Source organism: Hymenobacter sp. AT01-02 (genome assembly GCF_000961955.2).
Lineage (GTDB): Bacteria > Bacteroidota > Bacteroidia > Cytophagales > Hymenobacteraceae > Hymenobacter > Hymenobacter mucosus.
The window spans coordinates 27,894-48,722 of record NZ_JZIR02000104.1; the positions used below are offsets into that span (position 1 = coordinate 27,894).

Here is a 20,829-nt window from a genome sequence, read left to right on the forward strand (position 1 = left end):
AAGCGCCAGCAGTAGGCCCGAAGCCCCTACTGCTGACGCTTGTGTGGCAAAACGGATACAGGCACTAGCTTAGAACTTGTACGCGATGCTGCCAATAATGCTACGCAGCTTCTGGGCATTAAAGGTGGTATAGCCAATCCAGTAGCGCTCATTGGTCAGGTTGTCCGCCTTCACCGCGAAGCGGTAGTGCGGCAGATCGTAGAAGGCACTGGCATTGAGCACTGTGTAGCTAGGCAAAGAAAATACGCCTTGCGATACACTGTTAAGAATCTTGTTTTCGCTGGCGTAGTTCCCGCCGAAGCCCAGGCCCAGGCCCTTTAGTTTGCCATCTGGCTGGCGGTAGCTAACCCAGGCGTTGGCTAGGTAAGGTGAAGAAGCTGTGTTAGGACGGCGGCCGTTTACGTTTTCATCCGTATCGACAAACTTCGAGTAGTTGTAAGCAAAGCCACCTACCACGTTCAGACCCGGCAACGGATTAGCCGTCAGGCTCAGCTCGGTGCCACGGCTCCACTGGTTGCCGTCCTGGGCGCTGATGGTAAAAGTAGTACCGTCGGGGTTGGTGACCGTGTAGAGGGTACGCAAAATGTTTTGCACTCGAATGTCGTAATAGCTCACCGTAGCGCTTACGCGGCCACCGGCAGCATCCAGCTTCACCCCGCCTTCAATCTGGTTGGCGCGCTCCGGCTTGGTTACCAGCGACTGCCCACCGGCACTCAGGTAGGAGCTGTTCTGGTTATTAAAGCTGTTCTGGTAGTTAGCGAACAGAGACACACGTTCCTTCACCGGCTGGTACACCAAGCCAAACTTTGGCGACACTGCGGTTTGCTTGTACGCTTCTACAGGGAAATACAGTATTCCACCCTTGTTGTCGTAGCGGTCCACACGTACGGCAGCCAGTACACTGAGCTTGTCGGTCAGATTCAGCACGTCCGACACGAAAGCGCTATAGGTGTTGATCTTGGTTGTTACAGGGTAGCGCCCTGGAGCCTGGGCGGCGTACGCAGCATCAATGGCGCTTTTGTTGAAGTTGCGGTAATTGTAGCCCGGCACATTGAGTTGCACCGTGTCAATGGTTCCGCCAAAGAACTCGATGTCGGAATCAAGGCGCAAGAAGTCGAGGCCTAGCACCACCCGGTTGCGCAGGCCACCGATGTGGAAGTCGCCGTTGAACAGTTGCTGCACCTGGTACGTCTGGCGGTGGCTATCCTGCGTCGACTGGTCGGCCCGGATTAGGCTACTAACACCGGGCGCGGTGCCTCTACCGAGCGCAATGTCTGAGGCCAGATAGAAGTACGCCCCGTTGCCTTCGGAATAGCTGCGGCTGGAGGTGAGGTAGGTAGTAGAGGTAAAGCTGGGCGAGATGCGGTAGCGTACCTGCCCAAACAGGTTGGTGCTGCGCGAATCCTGCGTGAGGCCCGGCCCCTGGTACGACTGCCGGTAGTCTAGCGGCGCCTGATCGGCCCGGGAGAAACCAAAGTTATCGACCTTATCAAGGAAGTACAGGTAGATAAGTTGCTTGCCCACGTTGGTGCTCCGGTACACCTCCGCATCCAGGTTGATAGTTAGGCGTTCGTTGGGCTTAAACTGCAGGCTGGGGGCAATGGCGAGGTCTTTGGAAAAGCCCGCGTAGCCCGCGTTCTGAAAGTTATCCTCATAGGTGTAGGCGCCGTTCAAACGAAAAGCCAGCGTCTTGGCGCTATTGAGCGGCGTGTTCACGTCGGCGCTTACCCGGTGAAAACCATAGCTACCCGCCGATGCAACTACCTCGCCGCCGAAACGTTCGTAGGGCTTCTTAGTCACGCGGTTGAGCAGGCCACCATAGGAAGTCAGGGCCGAGCCGTACAGCGTAGCTGAGGGGCCTTTGATAACTTCCAGTTTCTCTAGGTTAGCGGCATCAATGGTGCTAGTAACGCCGCCGGCCACGCCATTGCGCAGCTGGCTTGACACGACAAAGCCCCGCGAAGCGTAGAAGGAACCACCGTCGCCGCTGCGGCCAGTGGGCTCCCACATTTTCTGCACTCCTGGCGCGTTGCGGGTGGCATCATCCACAGAGAATACTAACTGTTCTGTCAGCAGCTCTTTGCCCACGGTGGCATATACCTGTGGGTTTTCGAGGTTGCTGAGCGGCATTTTATTTACATCAACCGACTCTTTGCGAGAAAACCGGTTAATGCGGGCACCACTTACAATTACTTCCTTCAGCTCCTCGGCATTTTCCGCCAGCATGAAGTCTAGCGTAACGCTCTGGCCGCCGCTTACGGTTACCGTTTTCTCCTCCGACTTCAGGCCAATAGCTGATACCACTACGGTGTACTGCCCGTCGCGCACGCGCTCAATGGTATAGGCACCCTGCGCGTTCGTAATAGCGCCTTGGGCGCGGCCTTTCAAACCTACGGTAACAGATTCAGCGGGACGGCCGTCGGCCGTAGTAATGGTGCCTCGGATTGCAGCCGATTGCTGCGCGAGCACCGACAACGAGGTGGCCGAAAAAGTGGTAACCAGCCCCAGCAGTCGAAGTGAGTTCATGTTGTACTAGATTATTTAGAACTGTTCTAAAACATCACAAAGTAACGGCAGGAATCTGAGTAAACACAACTTATTTGTAACGATTCTACATAAACTTCCGGTAACACACATTTTCCGTGGTGCTAACTGTTGCGCTTCGAGCTACATAGCGGCTAGCTACGGAAGAAGAAAAAACACAAAACTCAACACTCTTTGCAAAGTCCTAATCACTGAAAATAGATCAACTGCCCTGCAAATAGCTATCTTTGGGGTTGTGCTTTCTCCCAATAAGATTTCCTGATATGAAAAAACTTCTTCTAGCTTTTACCCTATTCCTAGCAACTATTACCCTTGCACAAGCGCAAACCCCTACTCAAAAGGTGTTCACTGCCGTTGTAAAAAATAAACCAGCTGATGTAGATGCACTGTTAGGAGCCGGAGCTGACGCGAATACCATGGTAGAAATGATGCCGGGCTTTCCTACCACTTTTCTTATCATTGCCGCTGGCAACGGCCACCTCGACGTGGTGAAGGCTCTGCTGAAAAACAAAGCCGCAGTTGACAAGCCCGACTCCTTTAATGCAACTGCCCTCATGGCCGCCGCGGCCAGCGGGCATCAGGAGGTGGTAGCCTATTTGCTGGCGAATGGGGCCAGCGCCAAAGCCAAGGACAAGGATGGCAAGGACGTACTGGCCAGCGCCAAAGAAGGCGGCAACCCTGAAGTACTAAAGCTGATTCAAGCGAAACTGTAAGCTGTTACCGCAGTAACTGAAAGGCGGACTGGTGCATGCACCGGTCCGCCTTTTTTGTTCGGGCGCCCTTATCCTAGCTACCCTCTAGCAATGTTCGCCATTACCGAAGTCCCTATCCCCTGCCTCTATCTGCACAGAAACTTGGGCAATGGATTGGATGCAGCCCGTTATTGCTCAAACGTCACTATTGTCTTTTCTGAGTGCCCATCCGTAAGAGCGGCAAAGCCAGACTGGCTACTTCGTTTCGTGTTAAACGAGGTAGCCAGTCTGGCTTTACTTAAGATTCCAGCGTATGCCGGGCGGCGGCTGGTACTTTAGCTGCGCAGTTTTTCCTGAAAGAAAGCTAAGGTAAGTGCCCATGCTTCTGCGGCCGCCTGCGGGTGGTAACTGGGCCGTTCGTCGCAGTGGAAACCGTGGTCGGCGTAGGAAATAACGGTATTGATGTAGGGTTTGCCTGCCGCATCTACGGCCGCCGTCACTTCCGCCACTTGCTCCTTGCTGATGTGCTGATCTAGTCCGCCCCAGAAGAACAAGTGCGGGCCGTGCAAGTCGGGGGCCCGGTCTTTCAGCAGATGGGTTCCGCCTCCGTAGTACGATACGCCCGCCGCCAGGGGCAGCACTGCATTAGCTAGGAATGATACGCGCCCACCCAAGCAGAAGCCGATGCTACCTATTTTGTCGGTCACGTTGTCCTGGGCCTGCAGCCAGTCATACGCGGCCTGCACATCGGCAGCCAAGCCCTCGGGGGTGATGGCGCTGAAGTGCGGCATGGCACTGGGGAAGTCGTTGTACGGAATTTCAAGGCCCGGCGCGGCCGTCCGGTGGAATAGCTCGGGGGCAACCACAGCATAGCCCGCGGCCGCTAGGCGGTCGGCAACGTTACGGATGTGGCCGTTCACACCAAATGCTTCCTGAAGCAGAATAATACCGGGGTGAGGCCCTGCGGTGGCAGGCATGACCGTATAGGCCTGAAGATGAGTGTTGTCGGAAGCCGTGAGGGCGACGGCACTTGGGTAGGACATAGGGATGTGTTAGCAATGAAGACTGGCTCCTAAAGCCAGAAACCGGGTAGTATGTTTAGCAGCTCTGCCGGGCCACCTACTACCCAAGAGGGCAGCAGGAAGCTCGGCCGCGCCCTTCTGGACTTATTCTGTTCCTCGCAGTTGCAATAACCGCACGATGAGGCCCGTCCAGCCGGTTTGGTGGCTGGCCCCTAAGCCGTAGCCCGTATCACCGTGGAAGTACTCGTGAAAGAGAAGGTAGTCGCGGAAATGCGGATCGGTTTGCAGGAGTTCGTTGTGGCCGAAGGCGGGACGGCGGCCATTTTCGTCCTTTAGCAGCAGTTTGGTGAGGCGTCCAGCCAAGGCTATGGCTACTTCCTGCAAAGTCAGCATCGTACCCGAGCCCGTGGGATACTCTATCTCGAACTTGCTGTCGTAATAAAAATGAAACCGCTGCAACGACTCGATGATGAGGTAGTTTATAGGAAACCAGATGGGTCCCCGCCAGTTGGAGTTGCCCCCAAACATGCTGCTTTCGGCCTCACCGGGCACGTACTGCACCACAAAGTCGTCCTCGTCGGTGCTGAACACGTAGGGGTGCTCCAAGTGATAGCGCGACATGGCCCGAATGCCATACTCAGACAGGAACTCGGTTTCGTCGAGCATGCGTTGCAGCAGCTTTTTCAAGCGGGAGCGGCGCAATAGGCCCAGCAGGTGGCGGGCCCCTTTGCCGGGCTCCTCCCAGCGGGCTACTAGCTGGGCCAGGTGGGGCCGGTGGTCGAGCACCCAGCGCGCCCGGGCCGTAAACTCGGGCATGGCATCCAGCAGCTCCTGGTCCAGTACTTCAACTGCAAACAGTGGAATCAGGCCCACAATGGAGCGCACTTTAAGCTTGGTACGCTCCTCATCGGGGGTATGCAGCACATCATAATAGAAGCCATCTTCCTCATCCCAGAGGTTAAACAGGCCGTCGCCGCCGCGGGTCATGGCGTCGGCAATGTGGAGGAAGTGCTCAAAAAACTTGCTGGCCATGTCCTGGTACACGGGATTGGTGCGGGCCAGCTCCAGAGCCATGCGCATCATGTTCAAGGCAAACATGGCCATCCAGCTCGTCCCGTCCGACTGCTCAATGAACCCGCCGGTAGGGAGGGGCGCACTCCGGTCAAACACACCAATGTTATCGAGGCCCAGGAAGCCGCCTTCGAAGATGTTCCGCTCGCTTTTATCCTTGCGGTTGACCCACCAGGTGAAGTTGAGCGCCAGCTTGTGAAAGACTGACTCCAGGAATACCGTGTCGCCCTGGTTGTTGCACAGCTTCTTGTCCATTTTGTACACGCGCCACGTGGCCCAGGCGTGCACGGGTGGGTTCACGTCGGAGAAGTTCCACTCGTAGGCCGGCAACTGCCCGTTGGGGTGCATATACCAGTCTTTGGTGAGCACGCGCAACTGCTGCTTGGCAAACTCCGCATCAACCATGGCCAGGGGAATGCAGTGAAAGGCTAGGTCCCAGGCCGCATACCAGGGGTATTCCCACTTGTCGGGCATGGAAATAATGTCCTCGTTGTGCAAGTGGCTCCACTGCCGGTTACGACCCTTGCGACGCTCGGGCGGCGGGGTTAGCACGGACGGGTCGCCGTTCATCCACTGGCTTACGTCATAGTAGTAAAACTGCTTGCTCCAGAGCATGCCTGCAAATGCCTGGCGCTGTACATTGCGTGCGTCGGGGTCGGGGGGCAGGTTTTCCTGTAAGCAGTCGTAGAACTCATCGGCCTCCTGCTTGCGCGTGGCAAAAACTTGGTCGAAGTCAGCAAAGGGCTGCTCACATGGGGGCTGGCATAGCCGCAGGCGCACGCTACGCGACTGCCCCGAGGGCACACTGAGAGTATATAGAGCGGCTACCTTAGTACCCTGCTGTTCAGTGTTGATAGCCTCCGTGTTGCCATCCACCACGTAGTCGTTGATGCCGTCTTTGAAGTGGCGCCCCTCGGCGGGCAGGTTGTAGAGGCGGGGGCCGTTGGTTTCATTTTCGCAGAACAGCAGTTGGGGCGCCTCATCACAGTAGAAGTGATACGAGCCCAGCTCGGCGTGCTCTACCAACACGGTACCGGGGGCTTGCTCACGCAGGGAGGGCCGGGCCGGGTTGTACCCCCACGACCAGGTATTGCGAAACCAGAGCTGCGGGAGCACCTGCACTGAGGCAGCTTTGGGGCCGCGGTTGTGTACCGTTATCTGGGCCAGCACATCATCAGGGCCCGCCTTGGCGTATTCAATGAACACATCGAAGTAGCGGCTCTTGTTGAAAACGCCGGTGTCCAGCAGCTCGTACTCGGCTTCCTGGCGGCCGCGGCGGGCATTTTCCTTCACCAGCTTGCGGTAGGGAAACCGCTGCTGCGGATACTTGTACAGCATGCGCATGTAGGAGTGCGTGGGCGTACTATCAAGGTAATAGTACAGTTCCTTCACGTCCTCGCCGTGGTTGCCCTGCCCATTGGTAAGGCCAAACAGGCGCTCTTTCAGTACTTCATCTTTGCCGTTCCAGAGGCTCACGGCAAAGCAAAGGAGTTGGCGGTCGTCGCTGATGCCGCCCAGGCCCTCCTCGCCCCAGCGGTAGGCGAGGCTGCGGGCCATATCATGCGTTACGTAATCCCAGGCGTTACCATCGGGGCTGTAATCTTCGCGGACGGTGCCCCACTGACGTTCGGTGAGGTAGGGACCAAATTTCTTCCAAGGCGTGGTGTGTGCGGTTGATTCTGCGAGGCGTAGTTGTTCCTGCGTCATAGAGTAGTAGCTCGTGGCGACTGAATATAGGGGGAGGCCCTTGTATTCACCTAGTCGGGGCGGCAGCGCCCAATATGGTTCTGCCCTACTCCATTCCGGGGAAAACAGTTGCTACGGTGGAGGTCCTGCAAGCTGCTTTCGGTCTTGTTTGAAGCGTTATTTCGGGTGAAGATGGCGCTTTTTCCGCGCCTAAAAGTAGCGCAGCACTTTCCTTGTCTTCTGGCGCTGCTCCCGCCGTGCGGTAGGCCTAGGGCATGGCACAGCGGAAGCTCCCCCGCCCGGCTTGGTGCTCACCAGGGGTTAATAACGTAGCGCTTCGGGCCCGGGGCTTGGCTTAGAGGCTGGTTTGGATGCGATATTACTTGGTACCTGCTGTTGGCTTCCCAGTAAATATCTTCTTCGGAATCATGCTGTGCACGCCCATGGTGCCATCTACCAGCTGGGTAATTTCCATGTTGGCAGCCACGCTGGCCAGCATGTAGGCATTATCGTGGCTGAGGCCTTTCTCCTTCATCAGGAAGTCAATCATTTCGCGCAGGGCTACCTTGGTGGCTTTCGTTAAGTCCACATCGGTACCCATGGTAATAAAGTCGGTGGGCGTTTCGGCGCGGGGCCAAGTCAAGTGCAGGTCTTTGCGCACAATGAACTCTAAGGTGCCCGTTAGGGAAGTCTCCAGCGCCGTAATATCCACTTCGCCATTACCCTGCCCCGCATGACCGTCGCCGACCTCAAACAAGGCACCCGGCACGTGTACTGGAATGAAGAGGGTGGTACCCGCTACCAGTTCCTTATTATCCAGATTGCCGGCGTGAATGCCGGGCGGGGCGCTGTTGATGCGGCCCGCCGCAGGGGGTGGCGCTACCCCCATACTCCCGAAAAATGGCCGCAAGGGCACCTCAATACCAGGAGCAAAGTTGGCTACCATACGTTTCTTATCCAGGGGGATGATGCGCATTTTAGCGTAGCCGAAGTCTTCGGGCAAGAAGCCGCTGGTGGGGCCGAATGCGTTGTAGGCGTAGGGAATGGCTAGTTCCACCTTCCGAATGCGCACTTCCAGCACGTCGCCCGGCTCGGCTCCCTCCACGTAAATAGGCCCCGTGAGAATGTGCCCGCCGGGCCCTTTGTTACTTACCTCCTGGTAGATGTCGCGCAAGGACTGCTCTACCTGGGCGGGTGCTACGCCCGCGCCTTCCAAGCGCGCGGGGCTTGAGGTAATAAGCGTTTGCACCTCTACTTTGTCGCCCGATTTGATGCGGAGCACGGGCTTGGCCGCAGCATCATAAAAGCCCCACGCCACGGTGCTAGGGGTGGGCTTGAGCTGATGGGTAGTAGGCTTACCCGCTTTGGCCGCGCCGGCAGATGCTTGCGCCCGGGCGCTAGTTGCTAGTAGAGAAGCCATACCGAGTGTGAGAGTAGCAAGGCCGTGGCGTAGATATTGGTAGTTCATGGAGGGGCAGTAATGGTAGAACAAGCCTCCCAAACTACATCAGAACCACACAGCTTACGCCCCACGCCTAAAATATTCAGCTCCATTCTGCTACGCTCCTCCCCTAGCTCATCAGCACCTGCTTGTAGCGGCAGCAGCAAAGAACCGGTAGCCGTAAATGAGCATTGGGCTATCCTGACATAGGATAGCCCAATGCTCATTGGTAGCCCTTGTATTAGCCCACAACGAACGTACGCATGCTCATGCCACCAAAGCTTACCTCCTCGAAGATGTGGCGGATGGCCTCATCAGCCTCGGCCAAGGCCAAGCTGTAGAGCATGGGAATGTAGTGGTCGGGCGTGGGTACCGATAGTGGGCCACTGGCGCCCGCCTGCTGGTAGTGCGCCAGGGCCAGCAGGTCGCGCTGGTTTATTTTGGCTTTGGCCCACTCGTCGAACTCCACGGCCCAGGCGTGCGGGCGCGGGTCGTCCTGCATGAAGCTAGGTATACTCTGGCGGAGGTTGTGCACAATGTTGCCGCTACCCAGAATCAGTACGCCGCGGCGGCGCAGAAACTGCAGTTGCTTCGCGAGTTCGGCGTGGTAGGTAATGGGCTTGTGGTAGTCAATGCTGAGTTGGAACACGGGAATATCAGCCTCCGGGAAGATGTGGTGCAGCACCGTCCAGGTGCCGTGGTCGAGGCCCCACTCATCGGTGGGGTGCGCGTCGGGCAGGGCAGCCAGTACTTCCTGGGCCACATCGGGGGCGCCGGGGGCGGGGTACTGCATGTCGAACAGCTCCTGCGGAAAGCCGCCGAAGTCGTGGATGGTTTCGGGGCGCTCGTTTACGGCCACGAAGGTGCCGCGCGTGAGCCAGTGGGCCGATACTACCAGTACCGCCCGCGGCGGCTGCACGTTGCGAATGTCGCGGCCCAGCTGGCGCAGGGTTTGGGTAAAGGGGTTGTCGGCCAGGGCATTCATGGGCGAGCCGTGACCCACAAAAAGCACGGGCATCTTGGCCGTTTTCTGAAAGGAGCTGGCCGTTTTATGGAGGTCTTGCAGGGAGTTCATAGCAGAGGCGAAGGGGAGCACGGCCAGGGCCTTCAGAAAGTCTGTGCGGTGCATAGCGGTAGTAATTTCTCGCCAGCAAATGTACCCCGCCCAAGCTGGTGGAGCCTTGATGTAGGGTAAGAAATCTGGACCGAAAGGGTCACTAGCTACAGCGTAGGCAACCCTTGAGCTGTCCACTGGTGTCTATAGCAGAAAGCTACCCATAGCGGCAGTCAGCTTTTTCCTTAAAAGTTTACCTATCAGTAAGTCCTGCTTACACCTTGTTGGGAAGCCGGGCTACAGAAAAGCTCAACAGTAGTGTTCTGCTGGTATTTGAGGCGGAGGCTTGTAAAGGTTACTCCGGAAAAATATCCTAAACGCAGGCAAATAGATTCTTCCTTCCCCTTTGTCATTTATGGAGTTCAAACTAGCCAGCCTAGAAAACATCGACGGCGTACTGGCACTGCACCAGAAATACCAAATTGCGACGATTGCCGAGGAGGATAAACCCGATGGCTTTGTTACTACTGCCTTCACCCGGGAACAACTCACTCAACTGATCCAAGCAGAACATGGCCTGTCCATCGCCACGCACGGCGGGCAGGTAGTTGCCTACGTCATGGCCGCTTCGTGGCAGTTCTGGTCCCGGTGGCCCATCTTCGCTTCTATGATAGAAAACCTGCCAGCCTGACCTACGCGGGCCAGCAGCTCAGCACCGAAAACTCTTACCAGTACGGCCCCATCTGCATTGATAAAGCCTACCGGGGTAGCGGCGTGCTAGAGAGAATTTTTGATTTCTCGCGGGAGCAGATGTCGGCTCGGTACCCGGTGCTGGTCACGTTTATCAACCGCATCAATACCCGCTCCTACGCGGCGCACACCCAAAAGCTGGGATTGGAAGTGATTCATGAATTTGAGTTTAACAACAATCACTATCTGGAGCTAGCCTACGAAACCTCGAAACGCCTGCCTCCCGCTGAAGCATAGCTACGTGCCGTGGCTTTATCCTGAGCTATAAGCTGTTGCTTGGCTTACCAGCTTGCCGGGTTTTCTTGAGTAGCCAGTATATGGTGCTGGCTGCCGAGCTTGACGCTGGCGTTGCAGGGGCCGTTCGCAACCTGCGAGAAGCAAACGTGACTAGCTGGGGAGCGAACATGCACTTCCTGCGCTATTGCCGCATACAAGGTTTAGCATTCCGTTCAATGTATCCTGTTGCGTGGCAACCACACTCCTACTCTTACCCCACCTCCTATCCACTATGACGCGGTACGTATTGGCCTTCCTCAGCTGCCTTGCGCTGCTATTCCCCCGCAGCGGACAGGCCCAGACCATTGACACCCTGGTGGACGTTGGCGGCTACCGGCTACACTTCCACATCATCAACGGCAAAGGCGTACCGATTTTATTTGAGGCGGGAGGTGGTGATGACGCCCGCGTATGGCAGCCGCTGCTAGAGCCTCTAGCCACCGTAACCGGCGCTACCCTAATCACCTATGACCGCGCTGGCTTCGGAAAAAGCGAGCTTTCCAAGGAGCCGGCAGATGCACAACACGGCATTCTGAGTGGCATGCAGGGGCTGGAAGCGGGTCTTAAAAAGCTGGGCTACGGCAACGAACTTATGCTGGTAGCTCACTCCTACGGCGGACTGTACGCCACGCTCTATGCCGCACGCCACCCCAAGGCTGTTCAGGCGGTAGTACTTTTGGACGCCATGCTGCCCTGCTTTGCAACCAACGAATTTCTGGCGGGCATGATGCAGGATATGCAAGCCGACATCGAGCAAAACAAAACCGGGCACCGTGGCCGGTATTACCAAAGCCTCAACTACCCCGCTACCGTGCAGGTGGTGCGCAACGCCCCGTTTCCGGCCACTATACCGGTTGTTGACTTGGTAGCCGACAACTTCTTTATTCCTAAACCGGCAGAAGCTGCCCGCTGGAAAGCCTGCCACCAAGAATTTACGGCCGCTCAACCCAACCGGGAACTCATTACGGCTTACGGCTGCGGCCACTATATTTTCGGCGACAATCCAGCATTGGTTGTCAGTGCCATTACGAAAGCCTACAGCGCTACCCGCGGCCAGGCGAAGAACCCTGTTCTCCTAAAGCGCAGCCTCAGCTACTCGGTAAATACTACCAACGAAATAAAGAAGCGCGAAACAGACTATCGTCACTCAGAAAGCGACCTGAACAGTTGGGGCTATAGCCTGCTACGCCAAGGCGAAAAGCAGAAGGCCCTGGAAGTGTTCAAGCTGAATACCGTGCTGTACCCGCGGAGCGGCAACGCGTTCGACAGCCTGGCTGAAGCCTACCTAAACGCAGGCAATAAAGACCTAGCCAGGATGAACTACCAGAAGTCGCTGGAGCTGAATCCGAAGAACACAAACGCCGCGGAGGTATTAAAGAAGTTGTAGAACTCGGAGCGCAGAACACATACAAAAAGCCCCGGCACCTTGCGGCGCCGAGGCTTTTTGCGAAGCTATACAGCTTCTTATAGCTATTAGAGTAGCTTATCCAGATAGAGAGGCAACTCACGGACGCGTTTGCCGGTGGCATGGTATACCGCGTTGGTAATGGCCGCAGCCACACCAAGTAGGCCTACCTCGCCAATACCTTTTACCCCTAGTGGGTTTACGATATCATCTTCCTCCTCCACGAAAATCACGTCGATGTCGTGAATATCGGCATTGACGGGCACGTGGTACTCGGCGTAGTTATGGTTCATGTAGCGGCCGAACTTATGGTCCATGACGGTTTCTTCCATCATGGCCATGCTAATTCCCCACACAACCGAACCAAGCACCTGCGAACGGGCGGTTTTCGTGTTCAGGATACGGCCCGCCGCTACGGCGTTTACCACGCGCGTCACGTGTACCGTGCCTAAGTCTGGGTCTACCTTCACCTCCGCAAACACCGCATTGTGGGAGTGCATCGAATACGGCATCTGCTTGAGGTAGTTCGGCATGGCCGAGCTATCGGTTTCAATCTTGCTTTCTCCGCTAGCCTGGAGCACGTCTCGGATAACTACCGCTTGGTTTGGGTCCTTACGCAGGCGAATCTGGCCGTTCACAAACTCCACTTCGTCCATGCTGGCGCCGTCCAGGGGCGAGCCGTCCATCTTCTTCGCAAACTTGAGCAGCTTTTCCCCTACTGCCTCGCACACATTCTTTACAGCGGTGCCTACTGAGGCAGCCGTCCAGGAACCGCCTTGCACGGGGGCCTCGGGAAAGTCAGTGTCGCCAAGCTTAAAGGTGACGGCTTCGATTGGCAAACCCAGGGTTTGGGCCGCAATCTGGGTCATGATGGTGTAGGTACCGGTGCCGTTTTCGCCCGCAGCACTGGTTACCAGCAGCTTGCCATCGGCCGTAAGCGTGGCTTTAGCGGCGGCTTTTTGCATTGATGCATCCCACACGCCGCCGGCCATACCCCAGCCTACCAGCATGCCGTTCTCATCCTGCATGGAGCGGGGCTCGTGGTTGCGCTGGTCCCAGCCGAACTTAGCCGCCCCCTGATGGTAGCAGTCGCGCAGCTTCTTGCTCGAAAAGGGCTTGTCCATGTTCTGGTCCTTCTCGGCGTAGTTGCGAATGCGGAAATCCAGCGGGTCGAGGCCGGCGGCGTACGCCATTTCATCCATGGCTACTTCTAAAGCGAATGACCCCGTAGCCGCACCCGGCGCGCGCATGTCCAGGGGGGTGAACACGTCGAGCTTAGCAAGCTGGTAGCCTAGCTTCACGTTCTCGCACTGGTAGAGCATACCCGACCAGTTCACTACGTTTTCGGTGTAGTCTTCGAACTGAGAAGTTTCGTGGAGGGCGTGGTGCTGTAGGGCCGCCAGCGTCCCGTCGGGGTTAGTGCCTAGCTTAAGGTACTGCAAGGTATGCGGGCGGTGGCCGAAGGAAAACATCTGCTGGCGCGTGAGGGTCACCCGTACGGAGCGCTTCAACTCCAGAGCCGCCAGCGTTGCCAGGAATACCTGGTACTGGGGGCGTAGGCCCGAGCCGAACCCGCCACCCATGAACAAGTTCACGACGCGGGCATCATCCTTACTCAGACCAAAGATCTTTGTCAGGTACTGCTGCACATTGACAACGCCTTGCGTTTTGTCGTAGGCCGTGATTTTGCCTTCGCCGCGCCACTCTACGGTGGTGCCAAACATTTCCATGGGGTTATGGTGCTGAGCACCATGCACGTACTCCGCCTCTACGCGGTGGGTAGCATTCTCCCAGGCCTTGTCGGGGTTGCCGCGGGGCGGGGGTGGCGGCATCCAGCCAGTTTTGCCTCGGCCGGGTTCAAAGCCGTCGTCCCGCTTGTCTTCAATGCTGGTCTCGTGCTTTTCCTCCTCGTACTCAATGCGCAGCACCGAGGACGCATACCGGGCCAGTTCCAGCGTTTCAGCTATTACCAGGGCCACGGGCTGCTGGCTGAACTTTACCTTGTTATCGTGCAGGGGCCGGAAGGGCGAGCCACCGGGGGCTACGTCATCCTTGTAGTTTCTATCAAACCAAGCCAGGGAGGGCACATTTTCGTGCGAGAACACCTGCACCACTCCGGGCAGTGCCAGCACCTCGTCGGCGTAAATTTTAGTGATGGTACCTTTGGCAATGGGACTACTTACCACCCAGCCGTAGGCCATGTTGGGCACGTTGAATTCGGCGGAGTATTTGGCCGCACCCGTCACCTTGGCCGGGCCGTCTACGCGGCTGGTAGGTTTGCCGATGTAGGTTGTATTGCTCATGGATTTGAGTTTAAAAAGACATCGGATGCTTGCTGGGTGCCTTCGGCAGCTTGCTTGAGGGCGCGCACAATGGCGCGCTTAGCTAGCTCAATCTTGAAGGTATTGTGCTCGTAGCCGTGGGCGCCTTCCACCACTTTGGCAGCGGCCCGGCGGAAAGTATCAGCCGTAGCAGGCTGGCCTTTCAGCAGGTTCTCAGCTTCCTTGTCGCGCCAGGGCTTGTGTGCTACCCCGCCCAGCGCCAAGCGGGCATCCGTAATGGTGTCGCCTTCCAGTTCCAGGGCCGCCGCTACCGAAATTACGGCAAAGGCGTAGCTGGTTCGGTCGCGCAGCTTGAGGTAGGTGAAGTTCTTTTCAAACCCTTTGGCCGGCAAGTCCAGGCCCGTAATCAGTTCACCAGGCTCCAGGTTGTTGTCGCGCTCCGGGGTGTTGCCGGGCAGGCGGTGGAAGTCCTCGAAGGCAATGGTCCGGTCGCCGTTGGGGCCACTTACGCGCACTGTCGCTTCCAGCGCAGCCAGGGCAATGCACATATCGGAAGGATGAGTGGCAATGCACTGCTCACTGGCGCCCAGAATGGCGTGAATGCGGTTGTAGCCGCCAATGGCCGAGCAGCCCGAGCCAGGCTCACGCTTATTGCAGGGAGTAGCCGTGTCGTAGAAGTAGTAGCAGCGGGTGCGCTGCATCAGGTTGCCGCCGTCGGTAGCCATGTTGCGCAGCTGGGGCGAGGCACCGGCCAAGATGGCTTGGCTCAGCAGCGGGTAGCGGCTTTTTACTTCCTCGTTCCACGCCGTGTCGGCGTTGGTAGCCAGGGCTCCCAGGCGCAAGCCGCCGTCGGGAGTAGGTTCAATCGTGGTGAGCGGAAGCTTGTTGAGGCCAACGAGGTGCACAGGGCGCTCCACATTTTCCTTCATCAGGTCCAGCAGGTTGGTGCCTCCCCCGATGTAAGCCGAATCTGGGTGGGTAGACTTTTCGCGCACGGCGTCCTCGACGGCCGTAGCGCGGGAGTAGGTAAAGCTATTCATGGCTTAAGCAGTTTTGGCGTCTACGACTTCCTTCACGGCCGCCAGAATATTGGTGTAAGCCCCGCAGCGGCAGATGTTGCCGCTCATCAGCTCCCGAATTTCAGCTTCGGTGTGGGCTTTGCCTTCGTTGATGAGCCCTTGGGCCGAGCAAATCTGGCCGGGCGTGCAGTATCCGCACTGAAATGCATCGTGGTCGATGAACGCTTGCTGCAAGGGGTGGAGATTTTCCTGGGTACCCAAGCCCTCAATGGTAGTAATTTCGGCGTCTTCCTGCATCACGGCCAGCGTTAGGCAGGAGTTGATGCGCTTGCCATTTACTAACACCGTACAGGCGCCGCACTGGCCATGGTCACACCCTTTCTTGGTTCCGGTCAGGTCCAGGTATTCGCGCAGCGCATCCAGCAGAGTAGTCCAAGGAGCTATCTGTAATTCGCGCTGCTGCCCATTGATGGTCAGGCGGACGGTACCGGTGGGTGGCGGAGCCGCTACCGCTTCGCCCGGAGCTTTCGTCGATTGATGTAGCATAGAAAGAATATGAGGTGTTGAGGAGTGGAACAGGACTGTATGCGCTGCCCTAGCAACTGAGCATACTGTTGTCCTGTACGCCGCCCCAACCTCCTACGTTATCCTTTTGCTCGTATTTCTCCTTTCAAAAATCCTATATAGAAAAACACTCAACAGTGACCATCTAACTTTCAGTTCTTTAGACACATATACATACTTATTCTAAATATCAGATCCATCAATAGTGGACTGTGCATTGCCCTAAAACAACTAACGTTATATTTTATCGGATATAGCGGTTGTATTAGCAAGGCGCCACTGCTGTTCACACTGTTGCTTCAGGCACCTCTTCTGCTTAACTACGGGCCAGTTCACTTCGAATGCGGCTCAACGATTCGGGGGTGATGCCAAGGTAGGCGGCAATGTGCCGCTGGGGCAGGCGCCGCGCAAGCGTCGGATACAAGTGCAGAAATTCTTGGTAGCGCTCTTCGGCGGGGGCACTAAGCACTCCAATTAGCCGCCGCTGCATGGCTACTAAGCTGTTCTGAAGCAGTTGGTAAAAGAAGCCTTGAAATGCGGGGCCAAATGACTGAAAGCGGCGGTAGAACTCGCCGCTGAACAGTAGCACGTCGGAATCCTCCAGGGCATCAATAGAAAATAGGGAGGCTTCCTGCTTAGTGAGGCTGTGCTGATCGGAAATCCACCAGTTCTCGGGCGCAAACTGAATGATGTGCTCCTTCTGACGAGTATCGGTAACGTAACTACGCAAGCAGCCGCGCACCACGAATGCTCCTACCCGCCCTATTTCGCCCTGGCGCACTAGCACCTCGTGCTTGGCGACGTGGCGGGGCGTCAGCAGTTCCTCCAGCTCCATAAGCTGGGATTCGGTGAACTGGATCTTATTGTGGAAGTAGGTATGAAGGGCGTCGAGCATATCCGAAAGACCACGTAAACAATACGCCAAGGTAGGTGGTCTTTTGCCACCACAGAGGCAGCTGGCGCACCGATGGCCTATAGTCCGTACGTCACTTGCAAGTAGTATAGCCCGCCAATGCTGGGGCCGCCGAGGTAGCTCACATAATACTGGTTTAGCACGTTGCTGGCTCCAAGCTTAAAGCGCAGATTGGGCTGGGGCAACCGATAGCTGAGTTGCGCATCAAGGGTGCTGTAGGCGGGTACGTACCCGCTGACGAGGAACGTTTGAGAATAGTACTTGGCCTGCCAGCGGTAGTTGAGGCCGAAACCGAAGTTTTTGTACGCGTTTTCATTCCCCACGCTCAGATTATACGCCCAGCGGGGAGTATTGAAGCCGTCCTCTAGTCCGTCGCCCGATTCAGTGCGGTCGAGGCGGGTGTAGGTCACGTTGGCACCCGCTAGGTAGCCGTCTGTTACGTCGTAGCGCAAGCCCAGGGAGCCGCCGTAGTTATACACCTGGCTTTGGGAGTTGGTCCAGAGGCGGTAGCGGGCCTGGCCAGAGCGGGCGTTTAGGGCAGTAGCAATGCCGTTGAGGTCGGCGCCCGTATTGAGCGGCTCGCCAGCCGAGTTAACAGGCACGTAGGCTTCCACCTGAGCAATGAAGTCTCGGTACGTATTGTAGTAGAAGTCCACGTCGGCCAGCAGGCGCCCACCGGGCAGCAAGGCCGCCTTGTACCCCACTTCCAGGGACTTGATGTACTCGGGTTTGAGGTAGGTGTAGGGATTTTTCACCAACCTCCCCTGATTTTTTGCAATGGCTTGGGTTTGGGTCAACCCGTTGGTGTTTCGGTCGCGCGTTACGGCCGCGTTAAAGGCATCAATGGAGCTACGCAGGTAGCTGTTCTCAAACACTCCGTCCGACATCACCCTTAGGCCCCCAATGCGCTTCACCTGACCACTATTCACGTTGGAAAATCCCTCAAACAAGCTCGGGAAGCGGTAGCCACTTTGGTAGCTTACCCGGAAGTTGTGGCGCTGGGTAGGCGAGTACACCGCCGTGAAGCGCGGGTTGAAGCGGGTACTGAAGTAGTCATTCTTGTCGGCCCGCAGGGTGGCTGTGAGGCGGAGCTTCTCGCCGGGCAGTAGGCGCGCGCCAGCCTGCACAAAGCCGCCCGTTTTGCCGTAGGTCAGCGTGCTGTACGGGTCCTGCCCTTGCTCGGGGTTGATAAAGTAGTTGCCGTCGGGCTCAATGTAGTACGTGCGGTAGTCCGCCCCCACCAACAAGTCGGCCCAGGTTGGAAAGCCTACCTGGGTGCTCCGGCGCAAGGTCTCCCCCACATTCACTTGGCCCTCGGCGTGCAGCAAGTTGGCGCGTACCCGCAAAGCTGCACCCTGGTCCCAGTTGTTGATGTTGGTCAGCGAATCGAGGCGCTGCTGAAAGGCGGGCGTACCGGGCTGGAAACGACCGGCATCGGCCGCGGCGCGGGCCGTGGCATGGGCCTGCGCAACAGATTGGCCGTTCTGAACGGCTGCGTTCCAGGCGGCTGTATACTCTCGGTTCCACTGGGCATCGGGCTTGTAGCTGCGGTCCAGGTTTTCGGCGGCGGAGCGCAGGTTGTAGCTCTTGCCGGTATTTTCCTGGGTGAAGTAGGCGCGCGCCTGCACTACCGGCGTGGTGAACTGCAAGGCATGCTGCTGCAAATGGTAGTTGTCGAGCTGAAACCGATTGCTGCGCTGGTACACGTTGTCGAAGTTGCTACCCCGGTAGGTGTAAGCTAGTTCGGCGTTCTGGGTCAATTTATAGTGCAGGGCGGCATCGTACCGGAGGGTTTGCAGGTGGTAGTCCACCACGTCCCGTTCGCGGTAGCCGGTGCGGGCCACCTGGTACGCTTTGCCGCCCAGCGTCAGCATCGAGCGGTTCGACGACTCATTGCCGTAGCTGCTTACCGGGTCGCGGGCAGGGTTGTCGTCGCCCAGCAAGCCGGTAGTGGCGTTCCCATTGGGGTTGATGTCGGTTTGATCGGTAGCCATCCAGTCGTACCCGCGCAGATAGGTGCCATTTACCTTGAATGCCAGCTTAGCGCTGAGCGCCTTAGCATAACGCACACTGCTTTCGGTGAAAGGCCGCGCCCTGGTGTACGGGTCATTGACGTGGTTGACACCGACCTTCTGTTGCACGCTGAGACCTTCGCTTAGAAAGGGGTTTCTGGTAGAGAAGTTAGCTAGTCCATTAATCGCATTGAGACCGTACAAAGCGGCCGCCGTGCCCGGCACTATCTCCACCGTACCAATATCCAGGTCGCTGGGCCCTAGCACGTTGCCTATTGGCCCGCCGATGTGCGGCGCTTGGTTGTCAATACCATCCACGAGCTGCACAAAGCGCACGTTGGTAGTGTTGGTGAAGCCCCGGGCGTTTATCACCTTGAAACTCAGGCTAGGGGTAACTACTTGTACACCCTTCAAGTGCTCAACCGCATCGAAGAAAGAAGGCGCGGGCGTGAGGCGCAGCTGCCGCGCGTTCAGCTTCTCCACCGTCACCGGCGACTGCAAAATGCTTTCCTCTACCTTGGAAGCGGCCACTACTACCTCGCCCAGCTGTTGCACGCGACGGGTGGTATCAGGTGAGAGCGGCCGGGTTTGGGCGTACCCAGCTAAGGGCACACCACTAAGCAGGGGCAGGAAGAGAGCAGGAGAAAACCGGAAACCAAGGGTAGCGTTGGGCATGCGCTATATTTTTACAAACATAACGATGGGCAAGCCAAATGGTTTGCCGCCTCGGGGCATTTCCTACTATCATCTGCCCGAGAAGTGCCCGGATTAGCGCACTAGACAGGCCCCAAAATGCCACTAGGACTTTACAGAAGCCGGACCGCTTCTACCCGCATAAATTCCTGAAACCGCTCCTGGAGCGCCCGGAACTCCTCAATAAGCTGCTGCCCCTCCGCCGATACTTCTGCGCCGCCGCCGCGCTTCCCTCCTGCCTGCGTAATCACCACGGGCTGAGCCGACTGGGCATTTAGGGAGCTAACCAAGTCCCAGGCCCGCTTGTACGACATTCCCATGTGCTGAGCTGCCTTGGATATGGAGCCCTGCTCCTGAATCTGCAACAGCAACTCCAAGCGCCCAATACCCATGAATCGGTCCTCATCGGTTTCTACCCATAGGCGGCCGTTGAGACGAAAAGGGCGGTCTGAGCGGAGTAGGTTTTTCATGGGTACAATTTTACGAAAAAGCCTTACGGAGGCCGTGGCTTTGGCTTTCAGTATTGCTGAAAAACTCTAGTAGCACCGCCCCGGCCGGAAGAAATACGCCCCCGTCCGCAACCTACTACCCGTTTCTTGCGCATATCCTTTGCTACCACCCAGTGGCGCTTCTATTCCTTACTTTCTAATCTGCACCCCATGGAACCCAATCAACCTGCCATTCCCACCCCTACTACCAACGCTGCTGAAGGTCTGACGGCCTCTGACCAATCACAAAGTGTACCACAGGCTAGCTACGGCGCAGCGACGCCAGCACCGCTAAGTCTTCTAGCCCCAAAGCTGCTGGCAAAAGCTGGACGGAATATGCCGACTTGCAAAAAGTAGTTGACCAGCTGCCTCAGGGCGTGCGCGACTTCTGCTCAAACTCCTGGAATAAGGTAGGCAACCTTAGCACAACGCAGAAAGTAGCCGGTGTTGCTGCATTAGCCGGCTTGGGCTACCTGGCGTTGCGTTCGGGCAAGTCGTCGGGCAAGGCTAAAAGCAAGGGTGCCAGCGCAACCTACAGAGGTGCTCAGCAAACCTACCGCTCCGGTGCGTACACGTCCGCTTCCCAGGCCGATGACAGCCGCCGTATGGACCGCGGCCCCGGCCAGTGGAGTGGTTTCGACCGGCAAAACGAAAATCGTGTGGGCGGTAGCTACCAGCCCAGCAGCTCGGATTATTTGGCGGGCTTCAACTCCGACGAAACAAGCCAGCCCATCATCACTACCCGCAACCAAAGCTACCGCGGTAGCGCCGCTGCCGACGAGCTGAACACCGCCGGTTTCGGCAGCGCTGAATAACTAAATACAGCTCCTACAACACAACGGGGCCAAGCTATATGCTTGGGGCCCGTTGGCTGGTTGTAGGAGCCATCCGCTTGCTTTTTAGAATGGCGGCGGCCC

The 20,829-nt window shown here is 57.2% G+C and carries 16 protein-coding genes; 5 read left to right on the forward strand and 11 right to left on the reverse strand.

Going from position 1 to position 20,829, the window contains the following annotated elements:
• Positions 1-69: 69 nt before the first annotated feature.
• Entirely contained in the window at positions 70-2,526 is a 2,457-nt protein-coding gene (locus VI25_RS20135; protein ID WP_045689725.1) for a TonB-dependent receptor, read from the reverse strand.
• Between the two features lie 281 nt (positions 2,527-2,807).
• Between VI25_RS20135 and VI25_RS20140 the strand changes: the two genes are divergently transcribed.
• Positions 2,808-3,257 carry an ankyrin repeat domain-containing protein gene (locus tag VI25_RS20140; RefSeq protein WP_052695430.1) on the forward strand — a complete coding sequence of 150 codons (450 nt, stop codon included), beginning with the start codon at positions 2,808-2,810 and terminating at the stop codon, positions 3,255-3,257.
• Between the two features lie 314 nt (positions 3,258-3,571).
• Here VI25_RS20140 and VI25_RS20145 read toward each other — a convergent pair whose 3' ends face one another.
• The 4 genes from VI25_RS20145 to ygiD form a co-directional block, all read right to left on the reverse strand.
• Positions 3,572-4,279: a dienelactone hydrolase family protein gene (locus VI25_RS20145; RefSeq protein ID WP_045689726.1), complete on the reverse strand. Its 708-nt coding sequence runs from the start codon at positions 4,277-4,279 to the stop codon at positions 3,572-3,574.
• Between the two features lie 123 nt (positions 4,280-4,402).
• The gene (locus tag VI25_RS20150) at positions 4,403-7,036 is read right to left on the reverse strand and encodes an MGH1-like glycoside hydrolase domain-containing protein (protein ID WP_045689727.1); all 2,634 of its coding nucleotides are present in this window, start codon (positions 7,034-7,036) and stop codon (positions 4,403-4,405) included.
• Positions 7,037-7,394: 358 nt separating this feature from the next.
• Positions 7,395-8,483 (reverse strand): acetamidase/formamidase family protein, encoded by a 1,089-nt coding sequence (locus VI25_RS20155; RefSeq protein WP_201783345.1) that lies wholly within the window; start codon positions 8,481-8,483, stop codon positions 7,395-7,397.
• Positions 8,484-8,697: 214 nt separating this feature from the next.
• Positions 8,698-9,585: a 4,5-DOPA dioxygenase extradiol gene (gene ygiD, locus VI25_RS20160; RefSeq protein WP_045689728.1), complete on the reverse strand. Its 888-nt coding sequence runs from the start codon at positions 9,583-9,585 to the stop codon at positions 8,698-8,700.
• 340 nt (positions 9,586-9,925) lie between these two features.
• Here ygiD and VI25_RS26040 point away from each other — a divergent pair, with 340 nt between their 5' ends.
• The 3 genes from VI25_RS26040 (at position 9,926) to VI25_RS20170 (ending at position 11,923) form a co-directional block, all read left to right on the forward strand.
• The gene (locus tag VI25_RS26040; protein ID WP_201783346.1) at positions 9,926-10,201 is read left to right on the forward strand and encodes a hypothetical protein; all 276 of its coding nucleotides are present in this window, start codon (positions 9,926-9,928) and stop codon (positions 10,199-10,201) included.
• The gene (locus tag VI25_RS26045) at positions 10,159-10,497 is read left to right on the forward strand and encodes a hypothetical protein (RefSeq protein WP_201783347.1); all 339 of its coding nucleotides are present in this window, start codon (positions 10,159-10,161) and stop codon (positions 10,495-10,497) included. The genes VI25_RS26040 and VI25_RS26045 overlap by 43 nt, the downstream gene beginning before the upstream one ends.
• 271 nt (positions 10,498-10,768) lie before the next feature.
• A complete protein-coding gene (locus VI25_RS20170) occupies positions 10,769-11,923 on the forward strand; it encodes an alpha/beta fold hydrolase (RefSeq protein WP_045689913.1) in 1,155 nt (384 codons plus the stop codon).
• A gap of 86 nt (positions 11,924-12,009) precedes the next feature.
• Here the strand turns inward: VI25_RS20170 and VI25_RS20175 are convergent, their stop codons facing one another.
• The 6 genes from VI25_RS20175 to VI25_RS20200 form a co-directional block, all read right to left on the reverse strand.
• Complete coding sequence (locus tag VI25_RS20175) at positions 12,010-14,244, reverse strand: xanthine dehydrogenase family protein molybdopterin-binding subunit (RefSeq protein ID WP_045689912.1); 2,235 nt, start codon at positions 14,242-14,244, stop codon at positions 12,010-12,012.
• A complete protein-coding gene (locus VI25_RS20180) occupies positions 14,241-15,263 on the reverse strand; it encodes an FAD binding domain-containing protein (protein ID WP_045689911.1) in 1,023 nt (340 codons plus the stop codon). The genes VI25_RS20175 and VI25_RS20180 overlap by 4 nt, the downstream gene beginning before the upstream one ends.
• Before the next feature lie 3 nt (positions 15,264-15,266).
• Positions 15,267-15,788 (reverse strand): (2Fe-2S)-binding protein, encoded by a 522-nt coding sequence (locus VI25_RS20185; protein WP_045689910.1) that lies wholly within the window; start codon positions 15,786-15,788, stop codon positions 15,267-15,269.
• A gap of 334 nt (positions 15,789-16,122) precedes the next feature.
• Entirely contained in the window at positions 16,123-16,701 is a 579-nt protein-coding gene (locus tag VI25_RS20190; RefSeq protein WP_045689909.1) for a Crp/Fnr family transcriptional regulator, read from the reverse strand.
• A gap of 77 nt (positions 16,702-16,778) precedes the next feature.
• Complete coding sequence (locus VI25_RS20195; RefSeq protein WP_052695464.1) at positions 16,779-19,406, reverse strand: TonB-dependent receptor; 2,628 nt, start codon at positions 19,404-19,406, stop codon at positions 16,779-16,781.
• Positions 19,407-19,537: 131 nt separating this feature from the next.
• Positions 19,538-19,894: a winged helix-turn-helix domain-containing protein gene (locus tag VI25_RS20200; RefSeq protein ID WP_045689908.1), complete on the reverse strand. Its 357-nt coding sequence runs from the start codon at positions 19,892-19,894 to the stop codon at positions 19,538-19,540.
• A 362-nt stretch (positions 19,895-20,256) separates the two neighbouring features.
• Between VI25_RS20200 and VI25_RS20205 the strand changes: the two genes are divergently transcribed.
• Entirely contained in the window at positions 20,257-20,727 is a 471-nt protein-coding gene (locus VI25_RS20205; RefSeq protein ID WP_055562776.1) for a hypothetical protein, read from the forward strand.
• The last annotated feature ends 102 nt before the right edge of the window (positions 20,728-20,829 follow it).